This window comes from Curtobacterium sp. 24E2 (genome assembly GCF_016925595.1).
Lineage (GTDB): Bacteria > Actinomycetota > Actinomycetes > Actinomycetales > Microbacteriaceae > Curtobacterium.
This window is the reverse complement of the sequence record NZ_CP068987.1, coordinates 3,715,425-3,731,412: the sequence shown is the minus strand read 5'-3', so window position 1 is coordinate 3,731,412 and position 15,988 is coordinate 3,715,425. Positions and strand designations below refer to the sequence as shown.

At 70.9% G+C, this 15,988-nt stretch carries 19 protein-coding genes and 2 pseudogenes; 10 read left to right on the top strand and 11 right to left on the bottom strand.

Annotation, left to right across the window (positions count from 1 at the left end; genetic code table 11):
* The first annotated feature begins 204 nt into the window (after window positions 1–204).
* The 4 genes from JN350_RS18320 (at window position 205) to JN350_RS18305 (ending at window position 3,929) form a co-directional block, all read left to right on the top strand.
* Window positions 205–912 carry a DUF969 domain-containing protein gene (locus JN350_RS18320; RefSeq protein ID WP_205463098.1) on the top strand — a complete coding sequence of 236 codons (708 nt, stop codon included), beginning with the start codon at window positions 205–207 and terminating at the stop codon, window positions 910–912.
* Entirely contained in the window at window positions 909–1,979 is a 1,071-nt protein-coding gene (locus JN350_RS18315) for a DUF979 domain-containing protein (protein WP_205463097.1), read from the top strand. Before JN350_RS18320 ends, JN350_RS18315 begins: the two co-directional genes overlap by 4 nt.
* Window positions 1,966–3,021 (top strand): DUF2891 family protein, encoded by a 1,056-nt coding sequence (locus JN350_RS18310; protein WP_240347427.1) that lies wholly within the window; start codon window positions 1,966–1,968, stop codon window positions 3,019–3,021. Before JN350_RS18315 ends, JN350_RS18310 begins: the two co-directional genes overlap by 14 nt.
* A gap of 149 nt (window positions 3,022–3,170) precedes the next feature.
* Window positions 3,171–3,929, top strand: a complete 759-nt coding sequence (locus JN350_RS18305) for a glycoside hydrolase family 16 protein (protein ID WP_205463096.1) — start codon at window positions 3,171–3,173, stop codon at window positions 3,927–3,929.
* Between the two features lie 11 nt (window positions 3,930–3,940).
* Here the strand turns inward: JN350_RS18305 and JN350_RS18300 are convergent, their stop codons facing one another.
* The 4 genes from JN350_RS18300 to JN350_RS18285 form a co-directional block, all read right to left on the bottom strand.
* On the bottom strand, window positions 3,941–4,243 hold the full coding sequence (locus JN350_RS18300; RefSeq protein ID WP_205463095.1) for a putative quinol monooxygenase: 303 nt from the start codon (window positions 4,241–4,243) through the stop codon (window positions 3,941–3,943).
* Window positions 4,244–4,323: 80 nt separating this feature from the next.
* Window positions 4,324–5,208 (bottom strand): 5-oxoprolinase subunit C family protein, encoded by an 885-nt coding sequence (locus tag JN350_RS18295; RefSeq protein ID WP_205463094.1) that lies wholly within the window; start codon window positions 5,206–5,208, stop codon window positions 4,324–4,326.
* Complete coding sequence (locus JN350_RS18290) at window positions 5,205–5,837, bottom strand: 5-oxoprolinase subunit B family protein (RefSeq protein ID WP_205463093.1); 633 nt, start codon at window positions 5,835–5,837, stop codon at window positions 5,205–5,207. The genes JN350_RS18295 and JN350_RS18290 overlap by 4 nt, the downstream gene beginning before the upstream one ends.
* Window positions 5,834–6,595, bottom strand: coding sequence for a LamB/YcsF family protein (locus JN350_RS18285; RefSeq protein ID WP_205463092.1), 762 nt, complete (start codon window positions 6,593–6,595; stop codon window positions 5,834–5,836). Before JN350_RS18285 ends, JN350_RS18290 begins: the two co-directional genes overlap by 4 nt.
* Before the next feature lie 172 nt (window positions 6,596–6,767).
* Between JN350_RS18285 and JN350_RS18280 the strand changes: the two genes are divergently transcribed.
* The gene (locus JN350_RS18280) at window positions 6,768–6,950 is read left to right on the top strand and encodes a hypothetical protein (RefSeq protein WP_123939346.1); all 183 of its coding nucleotides are present in this window, start codon (window positions 6,768–6,770) and stop codon (window positions 6,948–6,950) included.
* Between the two features lie 82 nt (window positions 6,951–7,032).
* Here the strand turns inward: JN350_RS18280 and JN350_RS18275 are convergent, their stop codons facing one another.
* Window positions 7,033–7,617 carry a TetR/AcrR family transcriptional regulator gene (locus JN350_RS18275; protein WP_240347426.1) on the bottom strand — a complete coding sequence of 195 codons (585 nt, stop codon included), beginning with the start codon at window positions 7,615–7,617 and terminating at the stop codon, window positions 7,033–7,035.
* Between the two features lie 132 nt (window positions 7,618–7,749).
* Here JN350_RS18275 and JN350_RS18270 point away from each other — a divergent pair, with 132 nt between their 5' ends.
* From JN350_RS18270 to JN350_RS18260, 3 genes are all read left to right on the top strand, one after another.
* Window positions 7,750–9,114 carry an MFS transporter gene (locus JN350_RS18270; RefSeq protein ID WP_194646996.1) on the top strand — a complete coding sequence of 455 codons (1,365 nt, stop codon included), beginning with the start codon at window positions 7,750–7,752 and terminating at the stop codon, window positions 9,112–9,114.
* Window positions 9,115–9,205: 91 nt separating this feature from the next.
* Complete coding sequence (locus JN350_RS18265) at window positions 9,206–10,039, top strand: sugar phosphate isomerase/epimerase family protein (RefSeq protein ID WP_111086653.1); 834 nt, start codon at window positions 9,206–9,208, stop codon at window positions 10,037–10,039.
* Window positions 10,036–11,187, top strand: coding sequence for a Gfo/Idh/MocA family protein (locus JN350_RS18260; protein ID WP_205463090.1), 1,152 nt, complete (start codon window positions 10,036–10,038; stop codon window positions 11,185–11,187). Before JN350_RS18265 ends, JN350_RS18260 begins: the two co-directional genes overlap by 4 nt.
* A 111-nt stretch (window positions 11,188–11,298) precedes the next feature.
* Here JN350_RS18260 and JN350_RS18255 read toward each other — a convergent pair.
* The 4 genes and pseudogenes from JN350_RS18255 to JN350_RS18240 all read right to left on the bottom strand — a co-directional run.
* Window positions 11,299–11,418: pseudogene (locus tag JN350_RS18255) on the bottom strand (DivIVA domain-containing protein); the annotation flags it as partial.
* Between the two features lie 39 nt (window positions 11,419–11,457).
* Window positions 11,458–11,550, bottom strand: a pseudogene (locus JN350_RS18250) (DivIVA domain-containing protein); the annotation flags it as partial.
* 70 nt (window positions 11,551–11,620) lie between these two features.
* Complete coding sequence (locus JN350_RS18245) at window positions 11,621–11,965, bottom strand: hypothetical protein (RefSeq protein WP_205463089.1); 345 nt, start codon at window positions 11,963–11,965, stop codon at window positions 11,621–11,623.
* Between the two features lie 146 nt (window positions 11,966–12,111).
* Entirely contained in the window at window positions 12,112–12,933 is an 822-nt protein-coding gene (locus tag JN350_RS18240) for an alpha/beta hydrolase (RefSeq protein WP_205463088.1), read from the bottom strand.
* A 64-nt stretch (window positions 12,934–12,997) separates the two neighbouring features.
* Between JN350_RS18240 and JN350_RS18235 the strand changes: the two genes are divergently transcribed.
* Window positions 12,998–13,606, top strand: coding sequence for an LppP/LprE family lipoprotein (locus tag JN350_RS18235; protein WP_205463087.1), 609 nt, complete (start codon window positions 12,998–13,000; stop codon window positions 13,604–13,606).
* On the opposite strand, the gene JN350_RS18230 is transcribed toward JN350_RS18235, so the two are convergent.
* Complete coding sequence (locus JN350_RS18230; RefSeq protein ID WP_205463086.1) at window positions 13,597–14,262, bottom strand: hypothetical protein; 666 nt, start codon at window positions 14,260–14,262, stop codon at window positions 13,597–13,599. The genes JN350_RS18235 and JN350_RS18230 overlap by 10 nt on opposite strands.
* Before the next feature lie 57 nt (window positions 14,263–14,319).
* Between JN350_RS18230 and JN350_RS18225 the strand changes: the two genes are divergently transcribed.
* Window positions 14,320–15,354 (top strand): YeiH family protein, encoded by a 1,035-nt coding sequence (locus tag JN350_RS18225; protein ID WP_205463085.1) that lies wholly within the window; start codon window positions 14,320–14,322, stop codon window positions 15,352–15,354.
* 22 nt (window positions 15,355–15,376) lie between these two features.
* On the opposite strand, the gene JN350_RS18220 is transcribed toward JN350_RS18225, so the two are convergent.
* Window positions 15,377–15,919, bottom strand: a complete 543-nt coding sequence (locus JN350_RS18220) for a hypothetical protein (RefSeq protein ID WP_205463084.1) — start codon at window positions 15,917–15,919, stop codon at window positions 15,377–15,379.
* Window positions 15,920–15,988 lie beyond the last annotated feature (69 nt).

Below are 15,988 nucleotides of genomic sequence, written 5' to 3'. Positions count from 1 at the left end.
GCGCCCCGGGGAGAACTCGCCCGCCGCGATCAGGGTGCGCAGCCGCTCGGCCGTCGAGTCGGCACCACTGACGGTTCGGGTCATGTCCCGATCCTGACACGGCCTCGGGCATCGAGGGTGCGAACCCCGCACCGTGTGACCGTCGTGTTACAGAGCAGAACACCCCCTTGCGATTGTTGAACAATGCGGTCCAGACTGTCCCGCATGTTCGTCCTCATCGGCGTCGCCGTCGTCATCATCGGGTTCGCGTTGCGCATCAACGCGCTGCTCGTCGTGACCGTCGCGGGCATCGTCACCGCGGCCATCGGCGGGATCGGTCCCGTCGGCATCCTCACCGCGTTCGGCGACGGCTTCGCGTCGAGCCGGTCCGTCACGACCTTCGCGCTCGTCCTGCCCGTCATCGGCCTGATCGAGCGCTACGGGCTGCAGGACCAGGCCAAGCGCCTGATCGCGAAGCTCGACAGGCTCACGACGGGTCGTCTGCTGGCCGGGTACCTGGCCATCCGGCAGGTCACGGCCGCGGTCGGCCTCACCAGCATCGGCGGGCCGGCGCAGACCGTGCGGCCGCTCGTGCACCCGATGGCCGAAGGGGCGGCGATCAAGAAGTACGGCCGGATCGACGAGCGGATGCGCGAGAAGATCAAGGGCTACTCGGCGTCGTCGGACACCGTCGGGGTCTTCTTCGGCGAGGACGTGTTCGTCGCGGTCGGCTCGATCCTGCTCATCACGACCTTCGTCGACGCCACCTACGGTCTGTCGCTCGAACCCATCGACCTGGCGCTGTGGGCGATCCCGACCGGCATCGCCGCGCTCCTCGTCCACGGCACGCGGCTGCTGCTGTTCGACCGCACGCTCGACAAGATGGCCGCCGACGCACGCGTCGACGCCCCGACGCAGGGAGCCGCAGCGTGATCACCAGCGAATGGCTCTACTGGCTCATCGGTGCGTTCTTCATCGCGGTGGCCGTACTCATCGTCACGGACACCGCGCACGCGAAGCGACTCGGCAACGCGGCGTTCTGGGGGATCCTCGGGGTCTCGTTCTTCTACGGCACCTTCGTCGCCGCGAAGACCGCGCCGTCGTGGGTGCTCGGCATCGCCGTCCTGGTGATGGTCGCGCTCGCCGGACTCGGGTTCACCGGGACCACCAGTCGCTCGCGGGTCGCCAGCATCCCCGGCGCCGGCACGGGTGCCGAGACCGGCCCGGCCGAGCCAACCGCTGCCGCGACGAAACCGTCCGCCAGCACGAGTGTCCTCGCGACGACCAGCCCGGACGAGCGTGCGGCGTTCGCCACCCGGTTCGGCAACAAGCTCTTCATCCCGGCGCTGGTCGTGCCCGTGGTCGCCGTCCTCGTGGCGACGCTCGGTCCGCTCGTCTCGATCAGTGGCGAACCGCTGCTCGCCGAGGGCAGCGCGACCCTGACCGGCCTGGGCATCGGCTCGGTGCTGGCCGTGGTCGTCGCGGTGTTCGTCCTGCGCCCGCCGAGGATCGCCACGCCCATCCGCGAGGGCGGCCGACTGCTGCAGGCCATCGGGTGGGCGGCGCTGCTGCCGCAGATGCTCTCCACCCTCGGCATCGTGTTCACCCAGGCCGGTGTCGGCGACGCCGTCGGCACGATCATCAAGTCGATCCTGCCCGGTGGTTCGCTGATCGCCGCGGTGGTCGTCTACTGCCTCGGCATGGCGCTCTTCACGATCATCATGGGCAACGCGTTCGCCGCCTTCCCGATCATGACGGCCGCGATCGGCTGGCCCGTCCTGGTGCAGGGCTTCGACGGCAACCCCGCCGCGGTCTTCGCCATCGGCATGCTCGCCGGCTTCTGCGGAACGCTGGTCACGCCGATGGCCGCGAACTTCAACCTGGTGCCGGCCGCCCTGCTCGAGATGCGGGACAAGTACGGTCCGATCAAGGCGCAGATCCCGACCGCCGCCATCCTGCTCGTCGTCAACATGGGAGTCATGTACCTTGTCGCTTTCTGATGGTGCCCCGCTCGACCTGACCCGGGCCGCGTGGGCCGACCGCTTCGCGGCCGTCGCCGCCGAGAACACCTCGCGCGAGTACCCGTACGCGGCGCACCACACGACGTCCGGCCCGGACGACCGAGCGCTGCCGGTCGAGCTGCACCCCGCCTTCGCGACGTCCTACGACTGGCACTCGTCCGTGCACATGCACTGGCTCGCAGCGCGTCTGGTCGCGCACGGCCTGCCGGCCGACCAGGAGGCCCGGCTCACCACGATCCTGCAGGCCCACCTGAGCGCGGATCACCTGGCGACGGAAGCCGCCTACTTCCACACGACGCCGCACTACGAGCGCCCCTACGGGTGGGCCTGGCTCGCGAAGCTCGCCGCCGAGGTCTCCGCGTCCGAGGTGCCAGCCATCCGGCAGCTCGCCCCCGGGTTCGCGCCCGTCGTCGACGTGCTCGAGGACCTCGTCACCCGGTGGGTCGACGGCGCTGCCCACCCGGTGCGGCACGGGGTGCACTCGAACTCCGCGTTCGGGCTGCTGCTCGTGCTCGAGGCCGCACGGTCGCTCGGTCGCGACGAACTCGCCGCGACGGTGGAGCGGGCGGCGCGCGAGTGGTTCGGCGAGGACGCCGGGTGGCCGTTCGCCTGGGAGCGCAGCGGGCACGACTTCCTGTCCGCCGGACTGGCCGAGGCCGACCTGATGCGGGCTGTGCTGACCCCGGCCGAGTTCGCGACGTGGTCGGACGGCTTCTTCGCCCAGGTGCGGTCGGGTGACGCGATCCTGCAGTCGACGGTGGTCCGCGACGAGAACGACCCGCAGCAGGTGCACCTGTTCGGGCTCGACCTGTCGCGAGCGGGCTCGGCCCGGCGCATCGCGGACGCCCTGCGCGCCGGTGCGTTCGACGACGACGGGCTCGCGACCCTGCTCGACGAGGCGGCCGACCGGCTGTTGGCCTCGGGGTTGGCCGCCAGTGTCGGCGAGGAGTACTACTCCACGCACTGGCTCGCGAGCTTCGCCTGGGATGCCATGGAAGCGCGGGAGCACGCCGCGCGCTGACCCTCGAACGAGGGACATGGTCGCCGGTCCGGCCTGCTGCTGTCAACCCCCTGCATCGGTTGCAGGATGCACCTACCCTCGGTGCGCAGCCGAGATCCGGCTGGGTGCCCGAGGGAACGGGTGCCACCAGTCACACCAGGGAGTGACACATGCAGCACCGCAGGATCAGGCGGACAGCACTCATCGCCGCACTCATCGGAGCCGTCGTCGTGGCGGCACCGCTCGGAGCGGGAACCGTTGCCTACGCGGGGGTCACCGCCCCGGTCGGCAACGTCGGCAAGTTCAAGCAGACCTTCGTCGAGAACTTCAGCACGACGGCCTCGGCGAACGGCCAGTTCGCGAAGACCTACGCGAACTCGTGGCAGCCCTACCCGGACGGGACGGCCGGCACGTACTGGTCGGGCTCACAGGTCAGCGCCCGCGACGGCTACATGGACGTCAAGCTCGACGGCAAGCACGGAGCCGCGGGGACCTTCGGGACCCCGAACGGCGCGTGGTCGCACGTGGGCGGCAAGTTCAGCGTCCGTGCCAAGGCCACCGGCGGCAGCGGGAACGGTGCAGCGTTCATGCTGTGGCCGTCGTCGAACGTCTGGTCGGACGGCGAGATCGACTACCCGGAGGCGAACTTCGAGGGATCGCCGATGCTCCACCACCACTCGATGGTCGCCGGGCAGGAAGCGAACTCGACGAGCATGAGCACCGGGGTGACCTGGCGCAGCTGGCACGTCTACTCGGTCGAGTGGATCCCCGGCAAGTCGGTGCAGTACCTGCTCGACGGCAAGGTCATCAAGACGGTGGCGTCGAACGTGCCGACGACCGCGCACCGGTACATGTTCCAGGTCGGGAACTGGGGCGCCGCCGGGCACCTCGACATCGACTGGGTCAGCACCTACGAGTACACGGGCTGACCCGCAGCAGGTCAGCCGATCGCGATCGTCCGTGCGAACGTCCGCGCGACGGGCGGTGCGGCGACGATCGGTCCGATCGCTGCGGCACCGTCCGGGGTCGCCCGCCATGCCTCGTAGGCGTCGTGGGCGGCCCCGCTCGTCCAGGACTCGACGACGACCATGCGTGTCGGGTCGGCGTCGTCGACCAGCACCTCGAGGGACTCGCAGCCGTCGAAGGCGCGGGTCTGCGCGAGCGTCTCGCGGATCGCCGCCTCGACGGTGTCAGCGGGGACGTCGCTCTGGAACTGGACTTCGAGCAGGACGGTGATCGACATGTGGTGCACCTTTCGTCGGTAGTGTCCGACTCAACCGGCGGCGGCACCGACCTGTTCCGGATCGGTCAGCCGGCCGGTCGTCAGTGGACGAGCCGGAAGCGGATGGTGTCGCCCGGCCGGAGCTGCGCCGCCCGGTCGACCGACTCCGGCGTGAGGACCGCCACGACGGGGTAGCCGCCGGTGACCGGGTGGTCGGCGAGGAACAGCACCGGGAAGCCCTCCGGCGGGACCTGCAGCGACCCGGTCTCGACGCCTTCGCTCGGCAGCTCGTGCGTCACGGCGCGGACGAGCGGCTGCGGAGCCGTGGTGCGGACCCCCACGCGGTCGCTGTCCGACCCGACGGTGAAGTCCTGACCGGTCAGGGTGTCGCGCCAGCCCTGCGTGAACCAGTCGTCACGGGGGCCGGCGGCGACGTCGAGGACCACCGGGTCGTCCGGCCAGCGCTCGTCGGGTTGCGGCACGGCGTCGACGATCGGCCACGAAGCGCGCGCGTCGCCGATCGGCAGGACGTCACCCGGTGACGACGGCGGAGGCCCGAGGCGTGCGAGCGAGTCCCACGAGCGACTGCCGAGCACGGGCTCGACCGCGAACCCGCCGAGGACCGCGATGTAGGAGCGCAGCCCGGCGGTGGCCGTACCGATCCGGAGCGTGTCGCCCGGGGCGAGCATCAGGACCTCGTGCGAGGCCGCACCGCGGACCCGCCCGTCTGCCCGCTCGATCTCGACCGGGCAGGCGGCCCCGGCGGTGGCGGCGACCACGTACGCGTCGGTCCGCAGGGTGACGGAACCGAGCAGGGCCTCCAGGACGGCCGCATCGGGACGGTTGCCGACCAGCCGGTTGGCCAGCGCCGCGGATCCGCGGTCGGCGGCGCCCGCCGCGCCGAGGCCCATGTCACTGAAGCCGGGGCGCCCCAGGTCCTGCGTGGCGACGCCGAAGCCGACCTGCAGGACGGTCAGCCCGCTCATGCCGCACCCGCGTCGACGAACCGGACCCGTGTGCCGGCGGGTGCCAGCGCCGGCGGCTCCCGGTCGAGCGACCACATCGGCACGTCGGTGCGGCCGATGAGCTGCCAGCCGCCGGGAGAGACGCGGGGGTAGACGGCGCTGAACTCGCCCGCCAGCGCGACGGCGCCACTCGGGACGGCGGTGCGCGACGTGCTCCGGCGTGGAAGGTCGAGTGACGGCTCGGTGCCGGTGAGGTAGCTGAAGCCCGGGGCGAAGCCGCAGAAGGCGCTCGTCCAGAGCTGGCCGGTGTGCCACGCGATCACGCGGTCGCGGCGCATGCCCGTCAGGGCGACGACCTGGTCGAGGTCCTCGCCGTCGTAGACCACCGGGATGACGAGCGGGTCCGCGGCGCTCGCCGCTTCGGCGTCGACGGACGGGACGACCCGTTCGAGTGCGCTGCGGAGTCTCGCGGCGTCGGTCGACGCCGGGTCGTAACGGAGCAGCAGGGTCCGCGCGCCGGACACGACCTCGGTGAGGCCGGGCAGCCGAGCCGCGGTCAGCCCGGCGCGGAACGCGACGACCTGCGGCAGCGAGTCGAACGTGGCGAGCAAGGCCGCGCGCCCAGCGGGCCGGAGGTCGAGGACGGTCACGGCGCGAACGGCGCGATCGTGACGCCGTGCTCGGTCAGCAGTGATCGGATCGCGCGCGCCATCGCGACGGCACCCGGGGAGTCGCCGTGCACGCAGACGGAGTCGGCGCTGACCCGCAGCTCGGAGCCGTCGACGGCGGTCGCGACCCCGTCGGTGACCATGCGGAGGACGCGAGCCGCGACCTCGTCCGGATCGTGCAGCACCGATCCCGGCGTGCTGCGGGACACCAGGGCGCCGTCGGGTTCGTAGGCACGGTCGGCGAAGGACTCGGCGACCGCGCGGAGCCCGTGGCGTTCGGCAGCGAGCAGGAGTTCGGAACCCGGCAGCGCGAGCACCGCGAGCGCGCTGTCGACGTCGGCGACCGCCCGGACCACGGCTTCGGCCTGGACCGGGTCGGCGCAGGCGGTGTTGTAGAGGGCGCCGTGTGGCTTGACGTAGGTGACAGCGGTGCCGGCGGCCCGCGCGGTGGCGGCCATCGCGCCGAGCTGGTGCACGACGTCGGCGTGGAGTTCGTCCGGGGTGACGTGCACCGGACGGCGACCGAAGCCGGCGAGGTCGCGGTAGGCGACGTGTGCTCCGATGGCGACCCCGCGCTCGGCGGCGGCGCGGGCGGTAACGAGCATGATCGTCGGGTCGCCGGCGTGGAATCCGCAGGCGATGTTGGCGCTCGACACGACGTCGAGCATCGCGGCGTCGTCGCCCATCGTCCAGGCGCCGAACCCCTCGCCGAGGTCGCTGTTCAGGTCGATCGTCGTCACGGGGACTCCCTGTCGTCGCGGGTTGTTGAACAATCTACCGAGCGGCGACCCCGCTGTCGACCGGTCGGGGCACGCGGCTGGTGGGTGGATTCCGAGCAGCGGCACGTAGCGTCCGAGGTCAGCACCTGCCGGGGGCGTCGCCCTCGGTTCGACCACTGCACTGGAGCAGACCATGACCGACAGCAGCAACACGCACGACGACGACGCCAAGGCCCCCGTGAACGACTCCGAGGGCACCGAGAAGCCGGGTGGGCTCGGCGACGACAACACCATCCCCAACGACCCGGACGGCCTGGCCGCTGGGCACGTCGGGGACGACTCGCACTTCAACCCGGAAGAGGACGGCGAGGAGTAGGGTCGTTCGTCGACTCGGAACGACGTCCTCGTTGTCGTACGACGACGAGGACGTCGTTCCACGTCGACACGTGGCACGCCCCCTACAACACCCGCTCCAGCAACCGCAGCGTCCCCGCGATGTCCACGTTCCGGTCCAGCAGCCACTGCACCTGCAGTCCGTCGAACGCCGCGATGATGAGCGACGCCACCTGCTCGAGGTCGGCGTCCGAGTGCCGCCCCGACGCCGCGAGCTCGTCGCGCAGCTGGGCGACCAGGTTCCCCCGTGCCTCGTCGAACCGTGCGGCGAAGAACTCCCGCGCCGTCTCGTTGCCGGCCTCCACCGATGCCCCGAGCAGGGTCGTGTAGAGGGTCACGAGTGCCGGCTCGCTGACGTTCCGGTCGGCGACGAACGACAGCCTGGTGAAGACGCCCGCGGTGTCGCCGAGAGCCCGGTCCGAGGCGGCATCGCGTTCCCGCAGGACCTCGACCAGCAGCGCTTCGCGTGACGAGAAGTAGTGCTTCAGCGCCGCGTGCGAGACCCCGATCGCATCGCCGATGGCGCGCAGCGAGGTGCCGTCGATCCCGCGCGAGGCGACGACGTCGAGCGTCTGGTCGAGGATCTCCCGCCGACGCTGCACGCCCTTGGCGTAGGGGCCCCTGGTGCCGATTCCATCGTTGGAGGTCACAGGTGCCAATGTACCGGCGCAACAATCGGCGCAAAAACTTCCGGTCGGAGGTTTCCGGTGCTACAGTCCCGATCACCTAGCAGCACTAGGTATTCGAGGGCCCCGAAGCCCCCTATGACTCGAGGAGGAGTCATGTCGACACCGACGTCGAAGGAAGAACCCACCCGCGGCATCGCCGGGACCGCATCACCAGCGGTCACCGCAGCCGCCGGTGCCACCGCCTCGGACGCCGCGGCGCCCCGAGCGTTCTCGGTCGAGGGGATCACGCAGTCCGTCAGCACGATGCGTGTGGGCCGTGGCTACCTCTGGGGCCTCAGCTTCGCCCAGTTCGGCCTGTTCGTCGCCCTGCTCACGCCGGTCTTCGTGAGCATGTCGATCAAGGCGACCGAGCTCAACCCCACGAGCCCCGAGACCGTGGTGGGCTCCGTCCTGCCGTTCGGTGCCCTCGGCGCGCTGTTCGCCAACCCGCTGTTCGGTGCGATCTCCGACCGCACCCGCAGCCGGTGGGGACGCCGACGCCCGTGGATGCTCGGCGGCGTCATCGTCTTCGTCGGTTCGCTCGCCTGGCTCGCGTTCTCGCCGAACGTCCTGCAGCTCACGCTGGCCTGGGTCCTCGCGCAGGTCACGGCGAACGCCGTCCTCGCCACGCTGACCGCGAGCTTCGCCGACAACGTGCCGGAGTTCCAGCGCGGCAAGGCCTCGAGCGTCATCGCCCTCGCGCAGAACACCGCCATCCTCGCCGGTCTGTACCTGGCCGTGTACCTGGTCGGGAACCTGCCGGTCCTCTTCATCGCCCCGGGTGTCCTGGCGATCATCGCGATCCTCGTCTACTGCTTCGTGGCCCGCGACGACCTGCCGACGACGCCGGTCAAGCCGTTCAGCTGGATCAACCTGATCAGCTCGTTCTGGACCAACCCGATCAAGCACCCGGACTTCGGCCTGGCATGGTGGGGTCGCTTCCTCATCACCTTCGGCACGTTCATGTTCACGACGTACCGCCTGCTCTACATGCAGGACCGCATCGGTCTGCCACAGGCCGAGGCCGTCGGGGTCGTCGCGTTCGGCGTCCTGCTGTACACGGTCGCCCTGCTCGTCAGCGCCGCCGTCTCCGGCTGGGTGTCGGACCGCGTCCAGCGCCGGAAGGTCTTCGTCTGGGGCTCCACCGCACTGACCGCGGTCGGCCTCGTGATCCTGGCCCACGTCGACACCGTCGGCGGCTTCTACTTCGCCGAGATCGTCCTCGGCTTCGCCTTCGGCATCTACGCCGCCATCGACACCGCCCTGATCGTCGACGTGCTGCCCGACCCGGAACGCCCCGGCAAGGACCTCGGCGTCATCAACATCGCGAACGCGCTGCCGCAGTCGCTCGCTCCGGCCGTCGGCCTGTTCCTGCTCGGCATCGGCGGTGGTCAGAACTACACGCTCATGCTCTGGGGTGCCGGCGTCGCCGTCATCCTCGGTGCCCTCGTGATCCTGCCGATCAAGTCGGTCCGCTGACCAACGCAACCAGCCGGGAGGCGCGACTCGCGTCCGCAACGCGAGTCGCGCCTCCAGGCAGTCACCTGTACCACCCCGGAAAGGACCCGACATGGCTCCCGCCATCTCCCTGCAGCTCTACACGGTGAACGCCGCGCTGGAGCCCGACCTCGACGGCGGCGTCCGCCGCCTTGCCGAGATCGGCTTCGACACCGTCGAGGCGTTCGCGTTCGTGGACCGAGCACCGCAGCTCAAGTCCGCGTTCGACGCCCACGGCATCACCGCGAAGACCGGCCACGCGTTCCTGGTCGAGGAGACCATCCCGCTGCCCGACGGCACCGTGATGACCGCTCCGTCGCACGCCGACACGTTCGCCGCGGCGAAGGAACTCGGCCTCGAGATCGTCATCGACCCGTTCGTCGGGCCCGACGCGTGGACGACCCGCGAGGGCGTCGAGCGCGTCGCCGCACGACTGAACGCCGCCGCCGTCGAGGCCGCCGAGCACGGTCTGCGCGTCGGCTACCACAACCACGACCACGAGCTCCGACCGCAGATCGACGGGCAGCCCGCGCTGCAGGTGCTCGCGTCGCTGCTCGACCCGGCCGTGGTGCTCGAGCTCGACCTCTACTGGGCATCGGCCGCGGGCATCGACGTCGTCGCGTTCATCGAGGAGCTCGGCGACCGCATCGTCGCCGTGCACGTCAAGGACGGTCCGATGCGCGACGACATCTCCACCGCGACGATCCCCACGGACCAGACCCCGGCCGGCCAGGGCGACGTCCGGCTCGCCGAGGCGCTGCGTGCGGCGACGGCGCTCGAGTACGCCGTCATCGAGTTCGACGGGTTCGACGGGGACGTCTTCGACGGTGTGCAGCAGTCGTACGAGTGGCTCGCGGCACAGCTCGCGCCGGCCGGTTCGTCGTCCGCATCGGAGGTGTCCGCATGACCCGCACCGGACGCGTCGGCATCGGCTTCATCGGCGCCGGCATGATCAGCGAGCAGTACCTGGCGAACCTCACGACGTTCCCCGACGTCGAGGTCGTCCGGATCGGCGACATCGACACGGAGCGCGCCGCGGCGTCGGCTTCGAAGTGGGGTGTCGCGGCCTCGGGCGACGGCGCATCCGTGCTCGCCGACCCCGACGTCGAGATCGTCATCAACCTGACGCTCCCCGCCACGCACGTCGCCGTCTCGATGGACGCACTGCGTGCCGGCAAGCACGTGTGGAGCGAGAAGCCGATCGGCGTGGACCGTGCCTCGGCCGCATCGCTCGTCGAACTCGCCGACTCCCTCGGCCTGAAGCTCGGCATCGCCCCCGACACCGTGCTCGGCCCGGGCTGGCAGACCGCCAAGCGAGCGATCGAGGCCGGTGTGATCGGCACCCCGCTCACCGCGGTCACGAGCATGCAGTGGCAGGGGCCGGACGTGTTCCACCCGAACGCGTCGTTCCTCTACGCCAAGGGTGCGGGCCCGCTGTTCGACATCGGCCCGTACTACTTCACGGCGCTCGTGCACCTGCTCGGACCGATCGACTCCGTCGTCGCGACGGGGTCTCAGTCGCGGTCGACGCGGCAGTTGGTCGTCGGACCGAACGCGGGCGACTCGTTCCCCGTCGAGGTGCCGACCCACGTCTCCGTCCTGACCTCGTTCGAGCAGGGCGGCAACGCACAGTCGCTGCTGTCCTTCGACACCCCGCTGTTCCGCCACGGCGTGTTCGAGGTCAACGGGACCGAGGGCACGATCGTCCTGCCCGACCCGAACACGTTCGGTGGTGGGCACCCGATCCGGATCGCGCGGCCGCTGACCGCGGACGCGACGTTCCCCTTCTCGCAGGAGTGGGACGTGCTGCTCGACGAGGAGCCCACCGTCGGCCGTGGGCTCGGCGTGCTCGACATGGCGCGGGCCATCCGCGGCGGTGGCTCGCACATCGCGACCGGCGAGGTCGGGTACCACGTGCTCGACACCATGGTCGCGGTCGAGGAGTCGATCGCCGCCCGCTCGTTCATCGAGGTCGAGTCGACCGTCGCACCGATCGCGTCGTTGCCCGAGGACTTCGACCCGCTCGCGGCGACGCTGGAGGGCGCGCAGGTCTGAGGGCTCGCTCGACTGGCGGGATCGACCCGGAACGACATCCCCGACGTCGTACGACGACGGGGATGTCGTTCCGCGTCGGCGTCGGCGCCGGTCTCAGCGAGCTGCGTGCGAGCGGAGTGCCACGACGACCTGGTCGAGGAAGTCGTCGACCTGGTCTTGGTCGTAGCCCTCGCGGAACTTCGTCGGTTGGAACCGCACGGCGGTCACGTCATCCGGCGTGAGCGGATCCACCGGCCGCCCCTGCTCGTACCCGGCGAGGGTGGTCTGGATCCGGTCGAGGAACGCATCGACCTCACCCTGGTCGTAGCCCTCCCGCCACTTGGTCGGTCGGAACCGCTTGTCGGACACGTCCTTCGCGAGCATGTGCTCCCCTTCTGCATGCCCGTCATGCTCTCACGGACGTGCGGAGCGGCGGCGGCAGGGTAGGCGGGGGTCAGGGCTGCGGCAGTCGGCGGCCGAATACCGCGCTGAGGAAGCGCGCGAAGCGGGTCTCCGTCGGCTCCTCTGTCCGGACCGCGCGCGTCGGCGACCGGAACGCCAGGTCGTGCAGCATGTTCCGCTTCGAGCCGTCCCAGTTCGCGAACAGGTAGGTGCCGCCGATGAACGACATGCTCCGGACCGGCGTGCGCTTCCAGGAGTCGGCAGCCACGTAGTAGCCGGTGTGGCCGGAGCTGATGTGCTGGATCACGGTGTCGACGTCGATGACGCTGGTGGTCGTCACGACGGCGGTGATGCCCGTGCGGTCACGGGCGACGTACTCGATGAGGTGTTCGGTCACGGTTGGACTCTTCGTCGCAGAGGCGGGACGCCACGACGGTGAACGTGGCGAAGGGTGTTCGGAACCGCCGTTGCTTCCGACAGCAGAATACGTCCGGTTCGCCGTGGCGTCACCGGAATGTCCGACGGTCGCACACGCTCGAACGCTCAGTCGGGTCGGCGGACCACCCACGAAGCGATCAGGTCGACGGCAGCCGCGAAGTCGATGCTGCCCGGTCGGTTGAGGAAGGCGTGCCGGCTGTCGGGCAGGACGTGACGTTCGAGATCGACCCCCGCGGCACCGAGTTGCCGTGCGAACCGGTCGCCGGATGCGCGCATCGTGTCCCGCTCGGCGTCGAGCACCAGGGTGCGCGGGAACGTGCCGAGGTCCTCCGGTGCCGGGAACGCTCCGGCGCCGAGCGGCCCGGCGTAGGTGCGGTTCGCGGCGTCGAGCAACAGTGGAGCGTGCGTGATCCGCCGGTGCCCGCGCACGAGACGCTGCACCGCTGGGTCGCGGGGGATCCGCGCGTGGAAGGACCCGTACGCGAGCACGGTGCCGGCCAGGGGCGGGCCAGCAGCGACCGCCGACGCCGCGAGGCATGCGCCGGCACTCGCGCCACCGAGCACCAGGCCGGCCGGGCACTCCTCCGCGAGCGAGCGGAGCACCGCTACGACCTCGTCCCGCGCGTGCGGTGCACGTCGGCGTGCTCGTGGACCCGTCCGCCCGAACCAGGGCATGCCGGGCAGCGGACCGAGGCGGTAGTCGACGGTGATCACCGGGATGCCGCGGGCGCTGAGTGCCCGGGCCACGGCGTCCGACTCGGGCAGGTCCAGGTCGCCGCGGAAGAACCCACCCCCGTGCAGCCAGACCAGCGTCGGAGCGGCTGCGGGGTCCTGCGGGCGGTAGCGCCGGATCGGGACCGGTCCGTGCGGACCCACGACGTGGTCGTCCACGACGTCCGCCGATGCCCCGATGCCCTCTCCCCGCATGCCAGCAGACTACGGGCCGGTAACGATGCGAGCGCCGACACTGCCGTCGGTGCACCGTGGAGTGGTGCGCACCTCGAAGACTGCTCTGTTCCTGACCGGCGCCGCCGTGGTCGCCCTGCTGACCGGCTGTTCCGGTGGCGGGGACGGTGGCGACGCGACCCCGACCGTCACCGAGACCGTGACCGCGGCGCCGACGGACACGGCAGCCACCCCGTCGCCGACGAGCACGCCGACACCGACGCCGACCCCCACCCCGACCTGTGGTCCCGCGACCGGCTCCGAGGCAGCAGCCGCCGGGATCGCTGCGCTGCCCTCGCCCGCCGGCCTCGAGGACACCGAGTGGGACGCTGCGAACGCCGACTACACCGGCTACGACGCCTGCGCCTCACTGTCCTGGTCCGTCGTCGCGCCCGAGTTCGGCACCGCCGGGTCGCCGTACGCGATCCTGCTCTTCCACCAGGGCCGGTACCTCGGCACCGCGACCTCCGAGCAGTACGCGTTCGAGCCGGCCATCGAGCGGTTGGCCGACGCCTCGATCAAGGTCACCTACACGTACGCGAAGGCGAACGAGGCGAACGCTGACGCATCCGGTCGCACCACCGCGACGTACATCTGGAACGACGGCACCGAGCGCGTCGACATGACCGGCGAGGTCCCGCCCGCTCAGGGCTGATCGGCGGCAGCGCCTCGACCGCCGAGCTCGCGCTGCAGAGCGCGGAGGACCCGAACGATCGTCGCGAGCTTGTCCGGGCCGCCCTCGAACCCGCGTCCGAGTGCTGGTCGTGGCTCCACCACGACGTCTTCGCCGACCGTCGTGCTGATCCAGACGCCGAAGTCGACCCGTTGTCCGCGTGCGTCCTTCGTGGCGACGGAGAACTTCCGGATGTGGGTCCAGGGCAGGTCGAACACCGGCTCCGCCCGCGACGGCGCCCACGCGTGCAGACCGGACGCGTCGACGGTCCAGATCTCGGGTCGGGGGCCCGGCAGGTCGTCGGTCGCCCGCAACCCCGACGCGGAGACCGGCAGGTGGAACCGGGGCGCGCGGCGTTCCCGGATCCGTGCCAGGGTGCGGCGATCGGTCCGACCGGCGCTCCAGGTCACCACCGCCAGCAGCAGGCCGAACCCGGCGACGAACAGCGGCCACAGGATCAAGTTGGCCTGTGTGCGGGCGCTGTCGAGACCGCGCAGGAAGTCCGGCGACGCGAACTCGGCGACGAGCACGCCGATCCCCGCGGCCGTCGTCACCGCGGCCACGAGCAGGACCGGCCACCGCTTCGGCATCTCGCCGTCACGCAGCCGCTGCACCCACCGCTCGCCCGAGTACTCCACCGCACCATCCTGCCCGGCTGGACCGCACCACGGCCGCGAGCACGAGATGCTGTTCTCATGCAGTTCGCCCGCACCGCCGTGCCCGGCGTCGCCGTCGCCGTCGCGATCGGCCTCGTCGCGACCCTGATCGGCACGGCCGTCCCCGTCGTGGGCGGACCCGTCCCCGCCGTCCTGATCGGCGCGGTGCTCGGCTGGCTCGTCCGCCGTCGGACCGGCGGCGACCTGGCGGCACTCGCCCCCGGCGTGAAGTTCTCGTCGAGCCGTGTGCTGCAGTTCGCGGTGGTCCTGCTCGGCGCGCAGCTGTCGATCGGCGAGGTCCTGCGCATCGGCGGTGAGACCCTGCCGGTGATGCTCACGACGCTCGTCGTGTGTCTCGGAGCAGCGTGGGGGATCGGCCGACTGCTCCGGGTGTCGGGCGCCCTCCGCACCCTGATCGGCGTGGGGACCGGCATCTGCGGTGCGTCCGCGATCGCGGCCGTCACGCCCGTCATCGGTGCGGTCAGCGCGGACGTCGCCTACGCGATGTCGACGATCTTCCTCTGCAACATCGCCGCGGTGTTCGCCTTCCCCCTGCTCGGCCATGCCCTCGGCCTCAGCCAGCACGCCTTCGGCGTCTTCGCGGGGACGGCGGTGAACGACACGTCGTCCGTCGTCGCCACGGCGACGGTCTACGGTCGCCAGGCGACCGACACGGCAGTCGTCGTGAAGCTGGTGCGCACCCTGATGATCATCCCGATCGTCATCGGGCTGGCCGGACTGGAGGCCCGACGCGCCTCCCGCGAGCAGCTCGCGCCCGACACGGGGTCGCGCAGCGGCTTCCGTGTGTTCCGGTTGGTCCCGTGGTTCCTGATCGGGTTCCTCGTGGTGGTGCTGCTCCGGACCGTCGGGGTGCTGCCGGCTGACGCTGCCCCGGAGCTCTCGACCGCGGCGTCGTTCCTCATCACGGTGGCCCTGGCGGCGATCGGGTGCTCGACGGACTTCGCGGCGCTGCGACGTGCCGGCTTCCGTCCGATGCTGCTCGGTATCGCGCTCTGGGTGTTGGTGGCGGGCACGAGCCTCGCGGCGCAGGCGGTGTTCGGCTTGCTCGGCTGACCGATCGGGTGACCGTCCTGGGTCAGGCGAATCCGCGGGACCGCGCGACGTCGTGCACGGAACGCCAGACCAGCTGCGTGCTCTGCTCGAACGCGCTGTCGATGCCCGTGAGAGCCGTCCGGATGCTCTTCGCGCCCAGGTAGATCGCCTCTTCGTTCCACTTCAGGTACCAGCTCGGCCCCTTGCCCTTCTCGTGCTGTAACCACATCTCGCGGACGTTGTCCACGTACTCGATCGTCCAGCAGAGGGTGTAGAACGCCTTGGTCAGGTCCTCGCGGCGGTCACGCGCGAACACTGGTCGTTGCTCGTGGGACGCTGCTTCGAGCGTGCCCGCCAGGTGTCGTGCCGCTGCGACCTCGCCGGAGGTCATCTGAAGATGCACGTCGGTCATCGCCTTCCGACGCCCGCGGGTGTGCTGCCCCGCGATGAGGGCCTCGTCGCGCTCCTTGTTCGACCGCGCCATCCAGAAGCTGAGGCCGGCGACGACAGCGGAGGCGCCGGCGGCGAATGCAGAGAAGAAGGGTGGAAGCGCCGTAGGGTCCACCCCTGATGCAAGAATTGACATGCGCTCAGCATGTCAGAACCGGCCCGGATCACGTGAGCTGACCTGCTCACGTGATCCGGGCCTCCCGAA

Bases quoted from the DNA above. Each gene is read 5' to 3' on its own strand.
- JN350_RS18270 (WP_194646996.1), top strand. From the start codon at position 7,750: ATGTCGACACCGACGTCGAAGGAAGAACCCACCCGCGGCATCGCCGGG.
- JN350_RS18220 (WP_205463084.1), bottom strand. From the start codon at position 15,919: ATGTCAATTCTTGCATCAGGGGTGGACCCTACGGCGCTTCCACCCTTC.
- JN350_RS18280 (WP_123939346.1), top strand. From the start codon at position 6,768: ATGACCGACAGCAGCAACACGCACGACGACGACGCCAAGGCCCCCGTG.
- JN350_RS18260 (WP_205463090.1), top strand. From the start codon at position 10,036: ATGACCCGCACCGGACGCGTCGGCATCGGCTTCATCGGCGCCGGCATG.
- JN350_RS18295 (WP_205463094.1), bottom strand. From the start codon at position 5,208: ATGAGCGGGCTGACCGTCCTGCAGGTCGGCTTCGGCGTCGCCACGCAG.
- JN350_RS18240 (WP_205463088.1), bottom strand. From the start codon at position 12,933: ATGCGGGGAGAGGGCATCGGGGCATCGGCGGACGTCGTGGACGACCAC.
- JN350_RS18265 (WP_111086653.1), top strand. From the start codon at position 9,206: ATGGCTCCCGCCATCTCCCTGCAGCTCTACACGGTGAACGCCGCGCTG.
- JN350_RS18225 (WP_205463085.1), top strand. From the start codon at position 14,320: ATGCAGTTCGCCCGCACCGCCGTGCCCGGCGTCGCCGTCGCCGTCGCG.
- JN350_RS18320 (WP_205463098.1), top strand. From the start codon at position 205: ATGTTCGTCCTCATCGGCGTCGCCGTCGTCATCATCGGGTTCGCGTTG.
- JN350_RS18300 (WP_205463095.1), bottom strand. From the start codon at position 4,243: ATGTCGATCACCGTCCTGCTCGAAGTCCAGTTCCAGAGCGACGTCCCC.
- JN350_RS18305 (WP_205463096.1), top strand. From the start codon at position 3,171: ATGCAGCACCGCAGGATCAGGCGGACAGCACTCATCGCCGCACTCATC.